This window comes from Pyxidicoccus sp. M15, assembly GCF_056858435.1.
The window spans coordinates 8515167-8533695 of record NZ_CM166495.1 but is presented as its reverse complement, the minus strand read 5'-3'; the positions used below and the strand labels follow the sequence as shown (position 1 = coordinate 8533695).

The 18529-nt window shown below is 70.5% G+C and carries 17 protein-coding genes; 3 read left to right on the top strand and 14 right to left on the bottom strand.

Annotated features, from left to right (window positions below; genetic code table 11):
- The 3 genes from cysW to ACX9TP_RS31660 all read left to right on the top strand — a co-directional run bounded on the left by cysW (position 1) and on the right by ACX9TP_RS31660 (position 3374).
- Positions 1 to 849, top strand: a complete 849-nt coding sequence (cysW, locus tag ACX9TP_RS31670) for a sulfate ABC transporter permease subunit CysW (RefSeq protein WP_482974369.1) — start codon at positions 1 to 3, stop codon at positions 847 to 849.
- Entirely contained in the window at positions 846 to 1913 is a 1068-nt protein-coding gene (locus tag ACX9TP_RS31665) for a sulfate/molybdate ABC transporter ATP-binding protein (protein ID WP_482974368.1), read from the top strand. Before cysW ends, ACX9TP_RS31665 begins: the two co-directional genes overlap by 4 nt.
- A 93-nt stretch (positions 1914 to 2006) precedes the next feature.
- Positions 2007 to 3374, top strand: coding sequence for a glycoside hydrolase family 16 protein (locus ACX9TP_RS31660; RefSeq protein WP_482974367.1), 1368 nt, complete (start codon positions 2007 to 2009; stop codon positions 3372 to 3374).
- Here the strand turns inward: ACX9TP_RS31660 and ACX9TP_RS31655 are convergent.
- The 14 genes from ACX9TP_RS31655 to tagF form a co-directional block, all read right to left on the bottom strand.
- Positions 3361 to 4146: an alpha/beta fold hydrolase gene (locus ACX9TP_RS31655; RefSeq protein ID WP_482974366.1), complete on the bottom strand. Its 786-nt coding sequence runs from the start codon at positions 4144 to 4146 to the stop codon at positions 3361 to 3363. The genes ACX9TP_RS31660 and ACX9TP_RS31655 overlap by 14 nt on opposite strands.
- Positions 4143 to 4466, bottom strand: coding sequence for a hypothetical protein (locus ACX9TP_RS31650; protein WP_482974365.1), 324 nt, complete (start codon positions 4464 to 4466; stop codon positions 4143 to 4145). Before ACX9TP_RS31650 ends, ACX9TP_RS31655 begins: the two co-directional genes overlap by 4 nt.
- Positions 4467 to 4535: 69 nt before the next feature.
- A complete protein-coding gene (locus ACX9TP_RS31645) occupies positions 4536 to 5087 on the bottom strand; it encodes a TlpA family protein disulfide reductase (protein ID WP_482974364.1) in 552 nt (183 codons plus the stop codon).
- A gap of 191 nt (positions 5088 to 5278) precedes the next feature.
- A complete protein-coding gene (locus ACX9TP_RS31640; protein ID WP_482974363.1) occupies positions 5279 to 5644 on the bottom strand; it encodes an HPF/RaiA family ribosome-associated protein in 366 nt (121 codons plus the stop codon).
- 161 nt (positions 5645 to 5805) lie between these two features.
- Entirely contained in the window at positions 5806 to 6939 is a 1134-nt protein-coding gene (locus ACX9TP_RS31635; RefSeq protein WP_482974362.1) for a hypothetical protein, read from the bottom strand.
- A gap of 8 nt (positions 6940 to 6947) precedes the next feature.
- Entirely contained in the window at positions 6948 to 9602 is a 2655-nt protein-coding gene (gene tssH / locus ACX9TP_RS31630) for a type VI secretion system ATPase TssH (protein ID WP_482982251.1), read from the bottom strand.
- Between the two features lie 82 nt (positions 9603 to 9684).
- Complete coding sequence (gene tssG / locus ACX9TP_RS31625) at positions 9685 to 10728, bottom strand: type VI secretion system baseplate subunit TssG (RefSeq protein WP_482974361.1); 1044 nt, start codon at positions 10726 to 10728, stop codon at positions 9685 to 9687.
- A complete protein-coding gene (gene tssF, locus ACX9TP_RS31620) occupies positions 10692 to 12443 on the bottom strand; it encodes a type VI secretion system baseplate subunit TssF (protein WP_482974360.1) in 1752 nt (583 codons plus the stop codon). Before tssF ends, tssG begins: the two co-directional genes overlap by 37 nt.
- 28 nt (positions 12444 to 12471) lie before the next feature.
- Positions 12472 to 12867 (bottom strand): type VI secretion system baseplate subunit TssE, encoded by a 396-nt coding sequence (gene tssE, locus ACX9TP_RS31615; RefSeq protein WP_482974359.1) that lies wholly within the window; start codon positions 12865 to 12867, stop codon positions 12472 to 12474.
- Positions 12868 to 12953: 86 nt separating this feature from the next.
- Positions 12954 to 13445 (bottom strand): type VI secretion system tube protein TssD, encoded by a 492-nt coding sequence (gene tssD / locus ACX9TP_RS31610; RefSeq protein WP_482974358.1) that lies wholly within the window; start codon positions 13443 to 13445, stop codon positions 12954 to 12956.
- 115 nt (positions 13446 to 13560) lie between these two features.
- Positions 13561 to 15045, bottom strand: a complete 1485-nt coding sequence (tssC, locus tag ACX9TP_RS31605; RefSeq protein ID WP_482974357.1) for a type VI secretion system contractile sheath large subunit — start codon at positions 15043 to 15045, stop codon at positions 13561 to 13563.
- 26 nt (positions 15046 to 15071) lie between these two features.
- Complete coding sequence (tssB, locus tag ACX9TP_RS31600; RefSeq protein WP_482974356.1) at positions 15072 to 15566, bottom strand: type VI secretion system contractile sheath small subunit; 495 nt, start codon at positions 15564 to 15566, stop codon at positions 15072 to 15074.
- 82 nt (positions 15567 to 15648) lie between these two features.
- The gene (tssA, locus tag ACX9TP_RS31595; protein ID WP_482974355.1) at positions 15649 to 17526 is read right to left on the bottom strand and encodes a type VI secretion system protein TssA; all 1878 of its coding nucleotides are present in this window, start codon (positions 17524 to 17526) and stop codon (positions 15649 to 15651) included.
- A 69-nt stretch (positions 17527 to 17595) separates the two neighbouring features.
- Positions 17596 to 18528 (bottom strand): type VI secretion system-associated protein TagF, encoded by a 933-nt coding sequence (gene tagF, locus ACX9TP_RS31590; RefSeq protein WP_482974354.1) that lies wholly within the window; start codon positions 18526 to 18528, stop codon positions 17596 to 17598.
- Between the last annotated feature and the right edge of the window lies 1 nt (position 18529).

The following is an 18529-nucleotide window of genomic DNA, read 5'->3' as shown; positions in this document are numbered from 1 at the left end:
ATGCACCCCTCCACCCTCGTCCTCCGGCGGCGGACCCGGACCCTCGGCGGGCCGGCGGTCATCCGCTGGGCGCTCATCGGGCTGGCGCTGCTGTTCCTCGGCGTCTTCCTCGTCGTCCCGCTGGTGGCCGTCTTCACCTTCGCATTCCAGAAGGGCTGGGAGGCCTACTCTGCGGCCATCAGCCACCCGGAGGCGCTGTCGGCCATGCGCCTGACGCTGACGGCGGCGGTCATCGCCGTGCCCCTCAACCTCGTCTTCGGCGTGGCCGCCGCGTGGCTCATCGCCCGGTTCCGCTTCCCCGGGCGCTCGCTGCTCGTCACCCTCATCGACCTGCCCTTCAGCGTGTCGCCCGTCATCGCGGGGCTCATCTTCGTGCTGATGTTCGGGCGGCAGGGCTGGCTGGGGCCGTGGCTGGCGGAGCACGACCTGCAGGTCATCTTCGCGGTGCCGGGAATCGTCCTGGCCACCGTCTTCATCACGTTCCCCTTCGTCGCGCGCGAGGTGCTGCCGGTGATGCAGGCCCAGGGCAGTGACGAGGAGGAAGCGGCGCTGACACTGGGCGCGAGCGGGTGGCGGACGTTCTGGCGCGTCACGCTGCCCAAGGTGAAGTGGGGCGTCATCTACGGCGTCATCCTCTGCAACGCGCGGGCGATGGGCGAGTTCGGCGCCGTGTCGGTGGTGTCCGGGCACGTGCGCGGCGTCACCACGACGCTGCCGCTGCACGCGGAGATTCTCTACAACGAGTACGACTTCGTCGGCGCCTTCGCCGTGGCCTCGTTGTTGACGCTGCTCGCGCTCGTCACGCTGGTGGTCAAGAAATACGTGGAGTGGAGGAGTGTGGCGTCATGAGCATCATCGTCGAGCAGGTCACCCGGCGCTTCACCGAGAAGGGGACTCCGGCCGTTTCGGAGGTCTCCTTCCAGGCGCCCGCGGGTGCCATCACCTCGCTGCTGGGGCCGTCGGGGGCGGGCAAGTCGACGCTGCTGCGGCTCGTGGCCGGGTTGGAGGTGCCGGACGCTGGGCGCATCCTCATTGACGGTGTGGACTGTACGTCCATGCCCGTGCAGCAGCGCGGCGTGGGCGTCGTCTTCCAGAGCTACGCCCTGTTCCGGCACATGACGGTGCGGGAGAACGTCGCCTTCGGCCTGGAGGTGCGGGGCACGCCACGCGCGGAGACGGCCGCGCGGGTGGACGAGATGCTGCGCCTGGTACAACTGGAGGACCTGGGCAGCCGCTTCCCCGGGCAGCTCTCCGGCGGGCAGCGGCAGCGCGTGGCCTTCGCGCGCGCGCTGGCCATCCGTCCCCGTGTGCTGCTGCTGGACGAGCCCTTCGGCGCGCTCGACACGCGGGTGCGCGAGGAGTTGCGCGAGTGGCTGCATGACCTCCACACGCGCACGGGCCTCACCACGCTGTTGGTGACGCATGACCAGCAGGAGGCGCTGGAGATTTCGCAGCACGTCGTGGTGATGAGCGAGGGCCGGGTGGCGCAGGCGGGCTCGCCGGAGGACGTCTACAGCCGTCCCGCGTCGCCCTTCGTGGCCTCCTTCATCGGCGGCGCCAGCGTGGTGCGCGGGCAGGTGCGCTCGGGCCGGGTGGCCATGGGCTCGCTGTCGGTGGACGTCCCGGCGGCGGCTCGCGAGGGCGAGTCCGTCCAGGCCTTCGTGCGGCCCCATGACATCAAGCTGGTGAAGTCACCGGCGGGCGCGGTGAACGGGCACGCGGCCACCGGCCGGGTGGAGCGCTTCAAGCCCGTGGGCGGCTACGTGAAGGTGCTCCTGCGCCTGCCCACCGGGGACGAAGTCACGGTGGAGGTGCCGCGCTCGGAGTTCGACGCCCTGGGGGTGGCCGAGGGCGACGCGGTGCGCGCGGATGTCCGGTCAGCGACAGTCTTCCTCGGGGACTACGCCATCTGAGTCTGAGCCAGGGAGGGCCAGAAAAACCCGGACTTTCTCCATTCGTCGAAAGAAGTGTTCTAGCGTGCGGTTTCCCCCTTCCGGGAGAGAGACATGCACAGACGACAGGTTGGACGTTCGATGCTGTGGGCTGCTGGCGTGCTGGCGCTGGCCAGCGGGTGCGGAGCGGAGGAGGCCTCCTCTGCCCCCGAGACGCTTCCGCTCGTGAGCCAGGCGCAGGGCGAGCTTGGTTATGACCCGGGGCCGGGGTGGAACCTCGGTTGGCAGGACGACTTCACCGGGACGTCGCTGAACGGCGCGTACTGGAACGTGCTGACGAGCAACTACGACCCCGTCACCAACAACTGCAACTTCGGGACGGGGGAGCTGGAGTTCCCCCGCGCGCAGAACGTCACCGTGGGCGGCGGGAAGCTGGTCATCACCGCGGAGCGCACCGGGGATGGGCCCATGGACTCGCGCTGCACGGGCTACGGGCCGCGCTCGTTCTACTCCGGCCGCATCCACACGAAGGGGAAGGTGGAGCGGCGCTACGGGAAGCTGGTGGCGAGCATCAAGGTGCCGTCCGGCTACGGCATGTGGCCGGCGTTCTGGACGCTGGGCGGCAACATCTCCTCGGTGGGCTGGCCGAGCTCGGGCGAAATCGACATCCTCGAGTGGCACTCCAATGAGCCGACGTGGATGAAGTCGGCGGTGCACTACTTCGCCAACGGGGCCGCGCAGCACTTCGGCACCGGCGCCAACCGGGGCTACAGCCTCGCGGACGGCTTCCACGTCTACGAGGTGGAGTGGACGGCGGGCCAGATGATCTTCCGGTTGGACAACCAGGTGCGCGCCACCGCGGACTTCTTCCACAACCAGCCCGCGTTCCAGCAGAACCACTACATCCTCCTGAACCTGGCGCTCGGCGGGAACTGGTACGGCAACCCTCCCGCCAGCGCCATCGCGCTCGGGTCGGGCGAGCGCAAGACGATGGAGGTGGAGTGGGTGCGCTGGTACGACGCGGGCAGCGCGCCGCCCGCCACGCTCACCAACCCCGGCTTCGAGTCCGGCATGACGGGCTGGGCGACGTGGAGCCCCAACGGCACCGAGGCCGCGGACTTCAGCGAGACGTACAACGGCGGGCACTCGGGCAGCTACCACCTGACGCACTGGAACAACGGCTCGCCCTTCGAGGTGTGGACGTACCAGGTGGCTTCGGGACTGCCCTCGGGCAACTACCGGGTCCGCGCGTGGGTGCGGAAGGGCGGCGCGTTCGACCTCGCGCGCCTCCAGGCGAAGACGTGCGGCGGGTGCGCGCCCGTGTACACGGACCTCGGGACGTATGGGGCGTGGACGCTCGTGGAGACGCCGGCCATCTCCGTCACCGGCGGCTCCCTGGAGCTGGGGTTCCACACGCGCGCCACGGTGGGCAACGCGGGCAACTACATCCACATGGATGACGTGCAGCTCATCCGGCTCTGAGGCTCACGAGAAAGCCATCGAGGGCCCGGTTGACCTCATCGGGCCGCTCGAGGTGCACCCAGTGGCTGCCTTCGCGCAGCACCTGGTGGGGAAAGCCCCTGCCCAGCCGGTGAAAGCTGTGTGGCGTGTCATTGGCGGGCAGCACCAGTGAGAGAGCGGGCCCGGGATAGCGCGCGAGCGCAGTGACGGGGTCGAAGGACAGGTGGGCGCGCTGGATGCCCACCACCGCTTCCTTCGGTGTGGCGTCCAGGTCGCGCAGGAGCCGCTCCCGCACCTCGGGGACCTCGCCCACCATGCCCAGCCAGTCCTCCCGGACGACGCGGGCGTAGGCGTCCGACGCGAGCGACGCGAGATACGCCTCCTTGTCTTCCTCGGGGAAGTGACGCGAGTCGCTCATCGGGTCCACCAGCAGCAGCCCGGCGACGCGCTCGGGCCGGGCCGCGGCGCAGGCCAGCGCCACGCCGCCGCTGATGCTGTGGCCCACCAGGACGAAGCGCTCGAGCCCGAGCACCTCCGCCACCGTGGCCACGTCCCGCGCGAGCGCCTCCAGGGAGTAGTCGCCGTCCCGAGGGGGCTCCGAGCCGCCATGGCCGCGAAGCTCGACGGCCACCACGCGCCGGGAAGGGGCGAGGTGCCGGAGCTGGGCGTCCCAGTGCGCCGCATTGCCGGCGAGGCCGTGGACGAACAGGACTGGCAGCGAGTCCGTGCTCGCGCCGGGGACGTCCACGACGGCCAGATTCCCAGCCGGTCCCGCGATACGCCGTGGCGTCATGGGAGGGTCCCCGCCACCGAAGCGAAGGGCACTTCGTAGTGCGTCACGTGCAGGTCCCTGTCGATGAGGTAGCGGTCGTCCTCCGGGTAGAAGACGGCCTGCTCGGGGGACGCGCCCGCGAAGCGGCGGATGGCGTCCATGGACTCCCAGAGCGTCACCAGGAGGAACTCGGCGCGCCCGTCCGAGACCCGCCGCAGGCAGTACGCGCCCAGGTTGCCGGGCGTGCCCCGGTAGTTCTTGAGGCCTGTCTGCTCCAGGTAGGCCTGGTACGCGTCCGCGTCGGCCGCCGTCGTCACTCCGCGCCAGGTGCGGGCCAGCATGGAAACACTCCTCGCTCTGGAGCCCCACAGGTGAGGCCCGGCCGGCTCCCTATCCGGTCCGCACCCAGGTTACAGCAGCAACCGCCACGACAGTCCGGCGAGCGTGGTGTAGCCGACCACGGCGCGCTCGATGCGGCCCTCGGAGGACAGGAAGAACACGGTGGGGAAGGTGTCCACGCGCCAGTCGCGCTGGATGCCGTCGTCCCCGAGCAGCACGGGGTAGTCCACGTCGTGCTCCCGCGCGAAGCGCCGCACGGCCTCCTCGTCCTCCCAGGCCACCGCCACGGAGACCACGTGGGCGGAGTCACCCGCGAGGCCCTGGAGCAGCGACAGGTTGGACGACTCCATCTTGCAGACGCCGCACCAGGGCGCCCAGAAGGCCAGCACCACGGGCTTGCCGCGCAGTGCGTCCAGTTGCACCGTCTCTCCGGACAGCGTGCGCAGGGTGAAGTCCGGCGCGGGCGTCCCGCCACCGGGAAGGCGGCGCGTCTGCCACGCCGTCACCGCCGCGACGATGAGCGCCAGCAGCGCCAGGTCCACGCCCCAGCGCACCCACCAGCGGCGCCGCGCCACGTCCCACGCGGCCCGCATCCGTCCCAGCGCTCCGGTACCGCCCTGCATGCAGCTTCTCCTTGGGCCGGGCGCCGCCGCGGCGCGAGGGCCGCGGCGAGCCCGCCGTTGTGCCTTCCCTGGCGGCGGGCCCGGCAGGCCCGCTCCAGCCCTGCCGGCACCGTAACATCCGGGAAGCTCACTTCAGGGGGGCGGCCATGCCTGGCTGACGTCAACCCCCGGCACGGCCGCTCCAGCCCGCCTCACGACAGGGCGGACGCCTCCTCGGGCTGCCACTCGGCCGTCCTCAGGCTCTCGCCAGCGGTCCGCTGCGCGCGGCCCACGGCCTTGCTGACCGCGTTGCCGGCCCGGTCCAGGGCCCGGTCCACCGCCGCGACGAGCGTGGTGCCCTTGGACTCCAGCGTCAGCTCCTTCCCGTGCTCCAGCCGCAGCGTCACCTTGCACGTCTTGTCCACGCCTCCGCGCGGGCCGTTGGTGTCCTCCAAGCGCAACACCACCTCCTTGACGCGGTCCGCCAGTCGGTCCAGCGCGAAGCGCACGCGGCGCTCGCAGTGGCTGCGAAGGGTCTCGGTGAGGGGGATGTGACGGGCTCGGATTTCGATGCGCATCCAGGACGCTCCTTCTGGCCCCCCATTGGGCCTATCTCTTCTCTGTCCACGAGGAGCGTTTGCCGCAATTGCGAAAAACCCCCGTGGCACTTCGGAAAAACCGAAGGCACACGGGGGCGGGGTAGGGTGGTGGAGCACCAGGCCCCACGTCGGGGGCGTGACTACGGAGGCGTCGTCGTCACCGTGGCGGCGGGCTTCTGCGACGTCTTGCCCGGCGCGGCCACCGTCTTCGAGGTGTCCGACGCGGCCTTCGCCGCATCAGCGGGGGCCTTCGCCTTGTCCGCGGCGGGAGCCGCGGCGGTGGCCGTGTCCGCCTCGGTGGGCACCGGCTTCTTCTTCTCCGGCAGCGCGAAGATGGGCTTCTCCGGCACCGCCCGGGCGCCAATGCGCTCCTGCTGCTCCACCATGCGGGACCAGAGCGACGGCTTGGGGGCCAGCAGCGCGTTGTCCGCCAGCACCAGCGTGCGCACGTCCTGCGCGCGGCGGTACAGGCGCGGCGCCACGTCCGGCTGGCTCGGGTCCGAGTCGCTCACCTGCACCTGCTCCTGCACGCTGATGCCCTTCTCCTCGTAGGTGAGGGTGGACGTCAGCTCGAACTTGCGGCGCAGCCCGTTGGGCAGCTCGAAGCTCAGCTCGCGCGACAGCGGGAACCACGCGGCGCCCAGGCACGCGCGGGCCTTGTCGGACACGGACTCGGTGAAGAAGCGATTCTGTCGCAGCGGCATGATGCGCGCGTGCCGGCGGCAGACCTCCTCGCCGTCCGTGGTGCAGGCGTCGCCCTCCGCGACGAGGATGTTCGTGTCCTGCACCTTCTCCAGCCGCAGCTTCGCGTTCTTCGGCATGGCGCGCAGCGAGCCCAGCGCGTCCACGCGGAAGCCCTGCTCGGTGGTCTCCACCAGCGCCACCGGCCCCAGGGCCTCGCCGTTGGTGAAGCGCCGCGTAATCACCCACACCAGCCGCTGCCCGGCCTGGAGCGTCTCCATCACCAGGTCCTCCTCCGTCAGCTTCTCCGGAGGGGGCAGGGGGAGGGCGTCGGGGCCGGCCTCCACGCACTCGTCGGCGGCGGGGTCCTGGGACCAGACCGGCGCGCCCGTGCAGTCCACCGCGGGGCGGGGCGCCGCGCCGGTGTCCTTGTCATAGCCGTGCAGCAGCAGGGCGAACCATGTCTCCGGCGTGGGGAAGGAGCGCGCGTTGGCGCCCGCCTCGGCGAAGCACATGGACGACGGTTTCTGGGCGGTGGCGCAGCCGGCCAGCAGGGACAGCGCCACGGCGGAGACCTGGAGCGTTCGTTTCATGGGTTCTCTCAGGCATGGGCGAACTGGAGGTCCCAGTCGCCTTCCGCGGTCAGGGCCACATGCAGCTTCGGGGGCACCGCGCCGCCCACCAGGTGCTGCAACAGCTCGCGGGAGAGCACCGGCATCAGCGAGCCCTGGAGGATCTGCTCCATGTTGCGCGCTCCCATCTCGGACTCCGTGCACCGGCGCGCCAGCTCGTCCAGCAGGTCCGGCGCCAGCGTCGTGTCCACGTTGTGGGCGGCCTTGAGCCGGCCCACCAGCTTCGCCAGCTTCATCTCGGCAATCTGGCGCATCACGTCGCGCTGCACCGGGCCGAAGGGGACAATCGTCATGCGCGCCAGCAGCGCCGGCTTGAAGTGCTTGCTGAGCACGGGGCGGATGGCCCCCACCACCTGCTCGGTGGTGGGCTCCGCGAAGTCCTCGTACATCCGCATCACCACGTCCGAGCCCAGGTTGCTGGTGAGGATGATGACGGTGTTCTTGAAGTCCACCTGCCGGCCCTCGCCGTCCGTCAGCGAGCCCTTGTCGAAGACCTGGTAGAAGAGGTTCATCACCTCCAGGTCGGCCTTCTCGCACTCGTCCAGCAGCACGACGGAGTAGGGCCGCTGGCGCACGGCCTCCGTCAGGAGGCCGCCCTCGCCATAACCCACGTAGCCCGGCGGCGAGCCGATGAGCCGGCTCACCGTGTGCTTCTCCTGGAACTCGCTCATGTTGAGCGTCGTCATGAAGCGCTCGCCGCCGTAGAGCGTGTCCGCGAGCGCCAGCGCCGTCTCCGTCTTGCCCACGCCGCTGGGGCCCACGAAGAGCATGACGCCAATCGGGGTCTCCGGGTTGCGGATGCCCGCCTGGGAGATGCGGATGATTTCCGCCACCTTCTTGAGCCCCGACTCCTGGCCGCGCACGCGCGAGCGCAGCTTGTCCTCCAGCGTCAGCACCGACGCGAGGAGGTCACTGCGCATCTTCCCCACGGGCACGCCCGTCCAGCCCGCCACCACCCGCGCGACGATGTCCGCGTCCACGTCCGCGTGCACCAGCGGCACCTCGCCGCGCACGCCGGCCAGCGTCTGCGTCGCCGCGTCCACCGCCGACTTGAGCGCCGCGGTGTCCGCCTCCGGCTTCGCCTCGCGCAGCGCCTTGCGCGCCTCCATCAGCGCCGCCACCGCCGTGCGCTCGGTCTCCCAGCGCGCGTGCAGCGAGGCCCGCGAGTCCACCGTGGCGCGCAGCTTCTCCTCGGCCTCGGTGAGGGCGGCCTGCTCCTCCTGGCCACCCGTGCCCTCCGCCAGGTCACGCTTGCGCGCGTCGCGCTCGCGCTCCAGCGCGGCGATTTCCTGGTCCAACGCCACCAATTCCTCGGGGCGCGTGGACAGCTCGATCTTCACGCGGGCCGCGGACGTGTCGAGCAGGTCCACCGCCTTGTCCGGCAGCTGCCGGCCGGAGATGTAGCGGCTGGACAGGCGCACCGCTGCGCTGACGGCCTCGTCGCGGATGGTGACGCCGTGGGCCGCCTCGTAGGTGGGGCGCAGGCCGCGCAGCATCAGCTCCGCGTCCTCCACGCTCGGCTCCTCCACCTTCACCGGCTGGAAGCGCCGCTCCAGCGCCGCGTCCTTCTCGAAGTACTTCTTGTACTCGGCCCACGTGGTGGCGGCGATGGTGCGCAGCTCGCCGCGCGCCAGCGCCGGCTTGAGCAGGTTGGACGCGTCCGTGCCGCCCTGCGAGCCGCCCGCGCCGATGATGGTGTGCGCCTCGTCGATGAACAGGATGATGGGCGTGGGGGACGCCTTCACCTCGGCGATGACGGCCTTGAGCCGGTTCTCGAACTCGCCGCGCACGCCCGCGCCCGCCTGGAGCAGGCCCAGGTCCAGGCCCAGGAGCTCCACGTTCTTCATCGCGTCCGGCACCTCGCCGCGGACGATGGCCCAGGCCATGCCCTCGACGAGCGCCGTCTTGCCCACGCCGGGCTCGCCCACCAGGATGGGGTTGTTCTTCCGGCGGCGGGAGAGGATGTCCACCATCTGCCGGATTTCCCGGTGCCGGCCGAAGATGGGGTCGATCTTCCCCTCGCGCACGCGGCCCGTGAAGGACGTGGCGAAGCGCTTGAGCGCCTCGTCCCCGCGCCCGCCCGGAGCCCCGGCCGCGCCACCCGCACCGCCGCTGGCGGTGTCCGCGCTGGCCACCTCCACATTCTCCGGGGAGGGGCGAAGCACCACGTCGAGCGAGGACATCAGCTCGTCGCGGCTGATGGCGTCCAGCTCCTGGAACAGCTCCGCGGTGTAGCGCGAGCGCCGGCTGACGAACTGGGCGAACAGCACGCCCGAGCGAATCCGCGTGGCGCCCTGCTCCACGGAGGCCAGGAGCCACGCATCCTCGAACCACTGGAAGAGCGTCTCGGAGAACACGGGCCGACCCGCATTGCCGGCGCGCAGCCCCTGCACGGCGCGCTCCATGCTGGCCAGGAGCGTGCGGCGGTCCACGCCGAACTGCTGGAGGATGCGCGCGACGTCCGAGTCCTCGGGCTCCAGCATCTGCACGAGCAGGTGCTCGGGCACGATTTCGTAGAACCGCCCGGCGCTCGCACGGGCCACCGCGGCCTCGAGCAGACGGGTAGAGGTCGGCGTCAGACGACGGACGAGCGCTTTCGGATCGACGCGAATGGGAGCCCCCAGAAAAAGACAGCGATGGTGGACGATATACCGGGCGGGCAGAGCGCCGTAAATCCCCGGCCCTCATGCCCGCCCGCTCGGGAATTCATCTCGCCACGGGAACACTGAGATGCGTCTGCTGGCTGTTGCCCAGCCACGTGTCCCGGCCGAGCTTGCTCGGCTCCTGGCGGGACAGGCGGAACTGCTGCTTCACGCCCTCGGTGAGCCCCAGCTCCAGGTCGTACTCGAGCGGGTCCTTCACGAAGAGGGCCACCACCTCGCGCACCAGGGGGAGCAGATCTCCCTCCGGCATCAGCCGCCGGTAGGCGCGCGGCGGCAGCGGGCTGACGTGGATTTGAATCTTCCCCGTCCTGTCGAAGGCCTTGCCGCCCAGGAGCATGTTGCGCCCGAGGATGTTGTTCCTGCGGCCCAGCTGCACCCGGGCGTCGATGTCCACCCAGCGGCCCACGAACTGGCGCACCGTGACGCGCGCGCCCTCCAGGTCCTCGCCCATGACGTCCTGGAGGGCCACCTCCAGCTGCTCCGCCGTGCGGAAGCGCCCGGCCAGCAGCGGGGCGATGCGAAGCAGGCGCCAGGTCGGCAGCTTGCCCTCATGGGCCGTCTCGTACGTGTCGAAGCCGCCCAGCGCCAACAGCCGCTTGGACCACTGGTCCTTGAAGGACGTGTCCGTCTCGCTGGTGACGCGGTACTTGGACTCAATCCGGTACAGCAGCGACAGCAGCCGGTGGTGGAAGAGGTCCAGGAACTCGCGCCGCACCGGGTAGTCCGGGTCCTCCTGGGCGACCTCCTCCGCGAGGTAGTGGGGGAGGGGGCTCACCGAGCCCGTCAGCCCGAGGAAGCTCGTCACCACCTCGAACAGGGGGCGCTTGGAGAACGGGTCCTCCGCGCGGACGAGCACCTCGTGCAACGTGACTTCCTTCACGTCGCCCGAGGGGAAGCCCAGGGACGGGTCGTGCCGGAAGCGAATCATCTCCTCGTTGACGGGGCCGGGCCCGCCCACGCGCACGGCCTGGGCCGTCAGCCGCTCCAGGAAGGCCACCAGCGGGAAGAAGCCAGAGCGGGGCGCCAGCTCCGCCAGCTGACGCGCCGCCGCTACAAGAGCGTCTGAGTCCCGTTCCTCGGAAGCCACGTGTACTCCGTCTGCGAGGGGTGGAGCCGGATGCTCAGCTCGTTGAAGGAGTTGATGGTGACGTGGGACGCGAGCAGCTCCTCGAGGATGCAGCCGAAGAGGAACGAGTCACCCACGCCCATGAAGTTCTCCTCGTCCATGTCCACGCGTGTCTTGTGGCCCCTGAGCGGCGCGCCCTCCAGGAAGCGCGTCACCGGCGTCGTCTCCACCGCGCGGATGGCGTTGATGCGCAGGCGGCTGGCGCGCGCCGAGAGGTTGTCCGTGAGGGAGTGGAAGTTGTAGAGGTCCATCAGCCGCCGCAGCGCCGCCGCGTCCGCGAGCGAGTGCTGGTTGATGGCCAGGTGCGACAGGAGCCGCCAGTGCAGCTCCGAGCCCAGGGGCGCGCGCGCCGGCCGGCTCACCGGGGAGATGTTCTTGAACTTCGCCTGCGTGGGGCTGGCCGCCGTGGAGGCCGTCAAATCACCCACCTGGAGCCGCGAGGGCAGCGAGCGGTTGGTGCAGGTGAGGTCGATGGAGAGCGCCTCCTCCGAGCCCAGCACCGGCGCCACGTTCCGCGGCGTCTCCAGGGTGATGTACGTGTCGATGCCGTCATCCAGCGGCGAGTGCGCGCGGCGCAGCCGGTAGAAGGCCTGCTCCGCGTCGCCGCCGGCGGTGTGGCTGAACTCGAAGAAGGGCCGGTACAGGCGCCGCTCGTTGCGGCCGGCCTGCAGGCCCGTCACCGTGTCCACCGAGTACACCTCGGCGTGGTTGGCGGGCAGGTCCGACGCGCGCAGCAGGTGCTCCTTGTCGAGCACGTGGTGGAGGACGGGGTCCGCCGGCACGCTGAAGAGGTTGACGGCCGGCGAGCAGTGCAGCCGGAACATCTCCCGGTGGATGCGCGCGTCCAGGGGCGGCGGCCGCTCCAGGTGGAAGGCAATCTCGAACTTGTCGTCCTTCACGCCCGCCGCGGCGTCCAGCCCGCGCACGTCGAAGAACAGGAACTTCTCCGGCAGCGTCAGGTACTCCTGCAGGTGCCGGTAGCCCTCGCTGGCGCGCGGCCAGGGCAGCAGCTTGAAGTCCCGGTCGAAGCCCACCGGGTGGATGGCGTTGGCCGGCAGCTTGAAGCCCTCGCTTTGCGAGGACACGCCGCGCACGCGCACCTGGCGGCAGTAGCGCAAGAGCCACAGCAGCACCACCGACGCGGCGGACATCTCCGCGTGGATGAACAGGCGCAGGCCCTGCGGGCGGAACACCTCCGCGCGGCCCTGCTCCGTCGTCTGGAAGAACAGCCGCAGCACGGGGGACGTAATCGACGCGCGGTCCAGCAGCGCGTCCGTCAGCTGCACCGGCAGCAGGTCTACGTCCGAGGTGGTGCGGAAGACGCAGGAGGTGCCGTCGATGGGCTGCGAGGCGACTTCCGCCCCGGCGGCCAGGCGCGAGCGGCCGCGCAGCGCGCGCAGGTGCGGGGAGAACTCGACGATGGTGGAGGCCGGCAGCGGGCGCAGGTAGTGCGGGAGGAGCAGCTCCGTGAGGCCGTGCACCAGCTCCGGCACGTCGTCGTCCACGCGCTCGCGGATGCGCGCCGTCAGGAAGGCGAAGCCTTCCAGCAGCCGCTCCACGTCCGGGTCCGCGCCGCGCTCCACCAGCAGGCCCGCGACGGAGGGGTTGGCCAGCCCGAAGGCACGGCCCATCTCCCGCAGGTACGACAGCTCGCTCAGGTAGTACTTGCTGAACATCCTCGCCCTTTGCCACGCACTCCGTGGCTCACCACAGCTCCACGCGTCCGCCCGGATGCACCTGCGTGTGGAAGCGCACCATGCCGCGCCTGTCCCGCGTGGCCAGCTGGGCGCTGATGTCGAAGCGCAGGGCCGTCGGGTCGGCCGGGTCCGCCGAGTACTGCACCACCACGTTCTTCAGCCGCGGCTCGAAGTCCTGGATGGCCGTGCGGATGGACTGCGTCATCCGCGGAATGGCCGACGGGTACGAGTGGACGATGTCGTTCAGGTCCAGGATGCCGTACGCCGGAGCCGCCACGGACTCGCCCCTGCGCGTGTTGAGCAGGTTGCGCAGGTGCTCGGCGATGGACTCCACCACGTCGCCCGGCGGCGCGAGCGTGCCGTTGCCTTCGGCGATGCGGGACAACAAGCCTCGGGAGCCCATGGATGTCTTCGTGTTTCAGCCGGAAGGCCCGCCCCCGACCGCCCGCGTACACGACTGCACGGGCGGCCGGTGGGAGGAGCTCATGACTAGCGCTGGGTGTCCCAGGTGTCCTCGTGCGTCACGCCACCGTTGGTGATGGTCCAGTTGATGGTGTGGAACACCAGGGTGATCTCCTCCATGGGAGGAAGGTTGGTGCTCGCCGGCACGAAGGAGTCCGGGACGTACTGCTTGATGCTGTTGACCCGGGCCTTCTTGATGGACGTGGTGAAGAACTGCTCGGTGGTGCCGTCGCCCGTGGGGTTCGGGCGGAAGAACTTGAAGGTCGCCTCGATGACCTGGTTCTCGCAGAGCGCCTTCATCAGCAGCGGGGACGCCTTGTCGATGCGCTTGCGGAAGGTGATGCCCTCGTACTGGCGGCGGCCCGTGGCCAGGCCGGAGCCGGCCTCGCGCGCGGTGAAGACCTTCTGGTCGTAATAGACGCACTCGATGGAGTCGGCGCGGCCCAGGGACGTCTGGGTGCTGTCGCCCTTGATGTCGGTGCCGTTCGCCTTCAGGTACAGGTGTACTGACTCAGCCATGCTTCAACCTCTTCGCTATGCGCGCATCGCGCGCCGTGGGTCCGGACTCACTTCGAGTCCGGGTGGTGGGGCCCCTACAAACTAGCTGATTCGACCGACAGTGCGTGAGTCAGGTTCACTCTTTGTCCAACTTGCCCACGAGGGACAAGGTGAACGACGCGCCCATGTACTTGAAGTGCGGGCGGACCTGCAGGCTGCAACGGTACCAACCGGGCTGACCGTCCACGTCCTCCACCGTCACGCGCGCGGCGCGCAGCGGGCGGCGCGAGCGCACGGCGGGCGCCGGGTCGTCCATGTCGGAGATGTACTGGCTCATCCAGTGGTTGAGCTCGCGCTCCAGGTCCGACTTCTCCTTCCAGCTGCCAATCTGCTCGCGCTGCAGCACCTTGATGTAGTGCGCCAGGCGGGTCATGATGAACATGTACGGCAGCTGCGTACCCAGGCGGTAGTTGGTCTCCGCCGCCTTGCCCTCGGGCGTGTTGCCGAAGAAGCGGGGCTTCTGCACCGAGTTGGCGCTGAAGAACGCGGCGTTGTCCGAGTCCTTGCGGAAGACGAGGCCGATGAAGCCCTCCTCGGCGAGCTCGTACTCACGGCGCTCGGTGAGCATGACCTCGGTGGGAATCTTGGTCTGGATTTCCCCCATGGCCTCGTACTGGTGCAGCGGCAGGTTCTCCACCGCGCCGCCGGACTGGGGACCGATGATGTTCGGGCTCCAGCGGAACTTGGCGAAGGAGTCCGCCACGCGGCTGGTCATGGCGATGGAGGCGTAGCCCCAGAGGTAGCGGTCGTGGCTGCCGACGACGTCCTCGGTGAAGTTGAAGGCCTTCACGGGGACGGTCTTCTCGCCGTAGGGCAGGCGCAGGAGGAAGCGCGGCAGGGCGAGGCCCACATAGCGCGCGTCCTCGCTCTCGCGGAACGAGTGCCACCGGGCGTACTGCGGACCCTCGAAGAGGGACTTGAGGTCCTTGAGGTCCGGCAGCTTGAGGAAGCTCTGCTCGCCGAAGACTTCCGGCGCGGCGTTGGCGATGAAGGGCGCGTGGGCCATGGCGGCCACGGACGCGCACTTGCGCAACAGGTCCATGTCCTGCGGGCCGACGTCGAAGTCGTAGTTGGCGTTGATGATGCCGTAGGGCTTGCCGCCGAACACGCCGTACTCGTTGGAGTACACGAGCTTGTACAGGCCGCTCTTGGTGACTTCCGGCGCGTCCTCGAAGTCCTTCTGGAGGTCTTCCTTGGAGACGTTGAGCATCTCCACGCGGGTGTTCTCGCGGAAGTCCACGCGGTCGACCAGGAACTTCAGGCCGCGCCAGGAGGCCTCCAGCTTCTGGAACTCCTTGGCGTGGAGGATTTCGTTGACCTGCGCGGACAGGCGCTTGTCGATTTCGGCAATCATCGCGTCGACGAGGGCCTTGTCCACGCGCTCCTCGGAGCGGTGCGGCGCCAGCATCTCCGTGATGAAGGCCTGCACGCCGCGCTTGGCGACGTCGTAGCCCTCGTCCTTCGGCTTGAGCTTGGCCTCGGAAAGAATCTCGTCGAGGAGGGACAGGGAGGCGTCAGCGGCAACGCCGGTCGACTTCTGGGTCTGGGTCTCGTTAGGCATGGTGTTTCAAATCCCCCGAAAAAGGGCTACTTGGTCTCGTCCTTGAGGCCCAGCTCCTTGATGAGCGCCTTGCGGCCCTCCTCGTCGGCGAGCATCGACTGCAGCTTCTTGCGGAACGCGGGCAGGTTGCCCAGGGGCCCCTTGAGGGCGTTGAGGGCGCTGCGCAGCTCGAGCAGCTTCTTGAGCTCGGGCACCTGGTTGACGACGCTCTCCGGAGAGAAGTCGTTCAGGTTCTTGAACTGGAGCGTGACGTTCATCGTCGCGTTCGCGTCGCCAGCGAGCTTGTCGGCGGCGGTGAGGGTGACCTTGAGGTTCTGCTGGGCCATCACCTCGTTGAAGTTGGACTTGTCGACGTTGATGGGCGCGCGCTGCTCCAGCGGGCGGTCATCGGCCTGGCCGGTGAAGTCCCCCATCATGAGGACCTTCAGCGGCAGCTCGACCTGCTCCTGGGCGTTGCCGGTGGCGGGCTTGTAGACGATGTTGACGCGCTCGGTAGGGGCGACGGAACTCTCTTTGCTCATCTGCGGCTTTCTCCTTGAGTGCTGCGTTTTTGGCGCGGGCGTCGCATGGGGTGGAGCTTCGCCGCGGTACAACAGGGTTGCATCAGGCGCCGACGCGCAACGCGGCGGAAGAATCCAGCCGCGCTAGACGACGATACCGGTTTCGAATCTTTGCTGCCACCCGTCCCTCCTCCTTTTCCCCAGGGGAGCGGGTCGACAACCAGCCTTCGAGGCACGCGGCCGCGAGGGCGGGTTCCCACGTATCGAGAGAATGGGCAGACACCTCCTCGTCGAGCGCGTCATAGACGGCGCGCGCGAGCGGGAGCTGGCCCGCGTTGGCGCACAGCCGTGCCAATGCCAGTCGTGAGAGGAATCGGGCGCGGCCGGTGGTGGCGGCGGAGATGGCGCCCTGCAATCGGGTGACGGCTTCGTGGACGCGGCCCTCGGCCAGCAGCGCGCGGGCCTCCTCCTCCAGGGCAGGGCTGGTTCCAGCAGCGGACGCTTCGGGCGGAAGCGACGGCGGCGGCAGGGCCAGCGGCGAGGCGGCGGCGCTGGGGCCCGGGGAAACGGTGGCGGAGGATGTACCCCCGGAGAGCACCTGCGCGCGCAGCCAGGCGCGGGTGGCGTCGTCGGTGAGGGGCTTGCCGTTGGCGGCGACGAGCTCCTCGACGCCGGGCATGCGGCGCAGCTGGGCGCCCAGCTCCTGGACGAGCGCGGCGTGGGCGGCCGCGTGCGACTCGCCCAGGCCGGTGAGGGCGGCGGCGCTGAAGCGGTGCAGGCCGAGCGCGAAGCGGTGCTGGCCCAGCGCGGACTCGGCCTCGTCGAGCAGGTCGGCCCAGCGCTGGTTGTTCTCCAGGGTCTCCAGCTTGGTGCGCAGCGCGTCCGGCAGCGCCTGCAGCGAGGTGCGGCCATTGGCGCCTGCGGCGGGCGGCCGGGCCAGGTGCAGCCACAGGCCCATGCGCATCAGCCGGTAGGGCAGCGGGTCGGCGACGCTCGCGTGGCGCAGCGCCCCGGCGGCGCCCAGGAGCGCGGTGCCCACGTTGCGCAGGAAGTCCGTGACGGCGTCCGAGGTGGACAGGTCCGGCGAGGCCGGCAGCGCCGGAAGGGCGGGCACCACCACCGGCGCGGCGGTGTTCCGGGCGGGCGCGGCCTGCGCCGCGGGCGTCCCGGCGGCCTTCGCGGCGGTGGCGTTCGCGCCGGCGGTGCTCCCGGAAGCGCCGTTCGAGGCCGCCCCATTCCCCGCGGCGCGGTTCGCGGCGGAAGCGCCGTTCGCCGCGTTCCCGGAGGCTCCGTTCGCGGAGGCAGGGGCCTGCGAGCCGGCATTCGCGGCGGCGGTGTTCTCCGCCGCCCCGCTCCTGGCGGGCGTGTTCCCGGAGTCCTCGCTCGCGGAAGCGCCGTTCGCCTCGGAGGAGTGCGCCGTCGAAGTGTCACCCCGCGCGGAGTCCCGAGGAGCCGGCTCGGGCTCGGGCGGCGGCAGCCCCGCGCGCAGCCGGGCGATGGCGTCCTGCAGCGGACCGAAGGCGGGCGCCGAGTCGGCGAAGCGCTCGCGGGACAGCTGCGACAGTCGCTTCAGCGCGACGGACAGCGCCTCCAGCGACTCCGCGCTCACGCTGGACTGCTCCACCGAGGGGAGCATGCGGCCCAGCCGCTCCACGAACCAGCCCACGGCGTTGGCCCGGCCGCGCAGCCGCTTCAGCTCGGGGAAGAGGTCCTGCCAGTACCGCTCGGTCACCTCGGCGAGGATGGCGGCCCCGGTGGCCGCGCCGTCCAGGCCGCGCGTGGCATACAGGCCATAGGCCATGTACGAGGCCAGCCAGAGGTCCTTGGTGGTGCCCTTCAGCAGCGTCCCGGCGCCCTGGACGACGTCGTCCCAGCGCACACCGGCCGCGGCGGGGGACTCCAGCTTCGCCACCTCCGTGGCGATGGCCTCGTAGGCCGGCTCGTGCTTCGCCTGCACCCCGGCGGGGGCGGCGCCGGGCACGGGCTCGGTCCAGGGTCGGGCACGCTCACGAAGCTCTTCGAGGGTGGGCGGCATAGAGGCAGACGGGGTTCAGGGAGCCAGCGCGCGCAGCAGCTGCTCGAGGGTGGTGGAGGGAGCGTCGATGACCTGGCGCGCCGCGGCCTTGAGGCCCTTGCGCGCGTTGTCGATGGCGGCGGGCCGCTCGGTGCGCAGCGGCCACACCTGGGCGCCCGGACGGCCAGGCTGGGCCAGGGCCAGGAAGAGGGCGGGGGTGGCCGCGCCCAGGCTGAGCAGCAGCCGGGGCCGCTCGCCCTCGGACCAGAAGAAGGCCGGGGGCTGGCTCGGCCAGCGCAAGAGGCGCGAGGACAGCTCCAGCCACGCCACCGGGCCCACGCTCGTGGAGAACGGGCAGTCCAGCGCCACGCCCGCGGCGGACTGCTCGCGGCCGCGCTCGCCGACGCACGCGGTGAGGAAGGTGTGCAGCGCGTAGTAGCGGCCGCCGTCCGGCGTGCCCTCCACCACCGGGCCCAGCAGGTCCTGGGTGCGGTGCTCCGCCAGCGCGGCGTCGCGCAGCCGCTGCGCCACGCTGAAGTCCCCCGGGCCGGGCAGGGGCAGCACCGCCGCGCGCTCCAGCAGCTGCGGTACGTCCAGCTCCGCCGCGGACCGGGCGAGGACACCGGCGGCGCGGAGGAAGGGCTGGAAGGCCTCCGGCGTCAGCGCGTAGCGCGGGGCCGTGGCCGCCGACGCCACCTCGGTGAAGACGGCCAGCGGGAAGGCGCGCCCGACGCTGTCCACGCTGGGCGCCATCAGTCCCACCAGCGCCTGCTTCTGCCCCGGCACGGTGAACACGAAGTTCACCGGCTCCGAGGGCAGGTCCACCCGGGCCCGCCGCGCGCGCTCCACCCCTTCCTCCATCCAGCCATAGAGCTGGAGGGCGAGGGGGGTGGCGGCGTTGAGCTTGATGAACTCGGCCTGGCGGGGCGTCTTGCCCAACAGTCCGATGCGCTGCGACTGCACCGTCATG

Excerpts from the sequence above, each read along its gene's own strand:
- cysW (WP_482974369.1), top strand. The coding sequence starts at position 1 with ATGCACCCCTCCACCCTCGTCCTCCGGCGGCGGACCCGGACCCTCGGC.
- ACX9TP_RS31665 (WP_482974368.1), top strand. The coding sequence starts at position 846 with ATGAGCATCATCGTCGAGCAGGTCACCCGGCGCTTCACCGAGAAGGGG.
- ACX9TP_RS31660 (WP_482974367.1), top strand. The coding sequence starts at position 2,007 with ATGCACAGACGACAGGTTGGACGTTCGATGCTGTGGGCTGCTGGCGTG.
- ACX9TP_RS31655 (WP_482974366.1), bottom strand. The coding sequence starts at position 4,146 with ATGACGCCACGGCGTATCGCGGGACCGGCTGGGAATCTGGCCGTCGTG.
- ACX9TP_RS31650 (WP_482974365.1), bottom strand. The coding sequence starts at position 4,466 with ATGCTGGCCCGCACCTGGCGCGGAGTGACGACGGCGGCCGACGCGGAC.
- ACX9TP_RS31645 (WP_482974364.1), bottom strand. The coding sequence starts at position 5,087 with ATGCAGGGCGGTACCGGAGCGCTGGGACGGATGCGGGCCGCGTGGGAC.
- ACX9TP_RS31640 (WP_482974363.1), bottom strand. The coding sequence starts at position 5,644 with ATGCGCATCGAAATCCGAGCCCGTCACATCCCCCTCACCGAGACCCTT.
- ACX9TP_RS31635 (WP_482974362.1), bottom strand. The coding sequence starts at position 6,939 with ATGAAACGAACGCTCCAGGTCTCCGCCGTGGCGCTGTCCCTGCTGGCC.
- tssF (WP_482974360.1), bottom strand. The coding sequence starts at position 12,443 with ATGTTCAGCAAGTACTACCTGAGCGAGCTGTCGTACCTGCGGGAGATG.
- tssE (WP_482974359.1), bottom strand. The coding sequence starts at position 12,867 with ATGGGCTCCCGAGGCTTGTTGTCCCGCATCGCCGAAGGCAACGGCACG.
- tssD (WP_482974358.1), bottom strand. The coding sequence starts at position 13,445 with ATGGCTGAGTCAGTACACCTGTACCTGAAGGCGAACGGCACCGACATC.
- tssC (WP_482974357.1), bottom strand. The coding sequence starts at position 15,045 with ATGCCTAACGAGACCCAGACCCAGAAGTCGACCGGCGTTGCCGCTGAC.
- tssB (WP_482974356.1), bottom strand. The coding sequence starts at position 15,566 with ATGAGCAAAGAGAGTTCCGTCGCCCCTACCGAGCGCGTCAACATCGTC.
- tagF (WP_482974354.1), bottom strand. The coding sequence starts at position 18,528 with ATGACGGTGCAGTCGCAGCGCATCGGACTGTTGGGCAAGACGCCCCGC.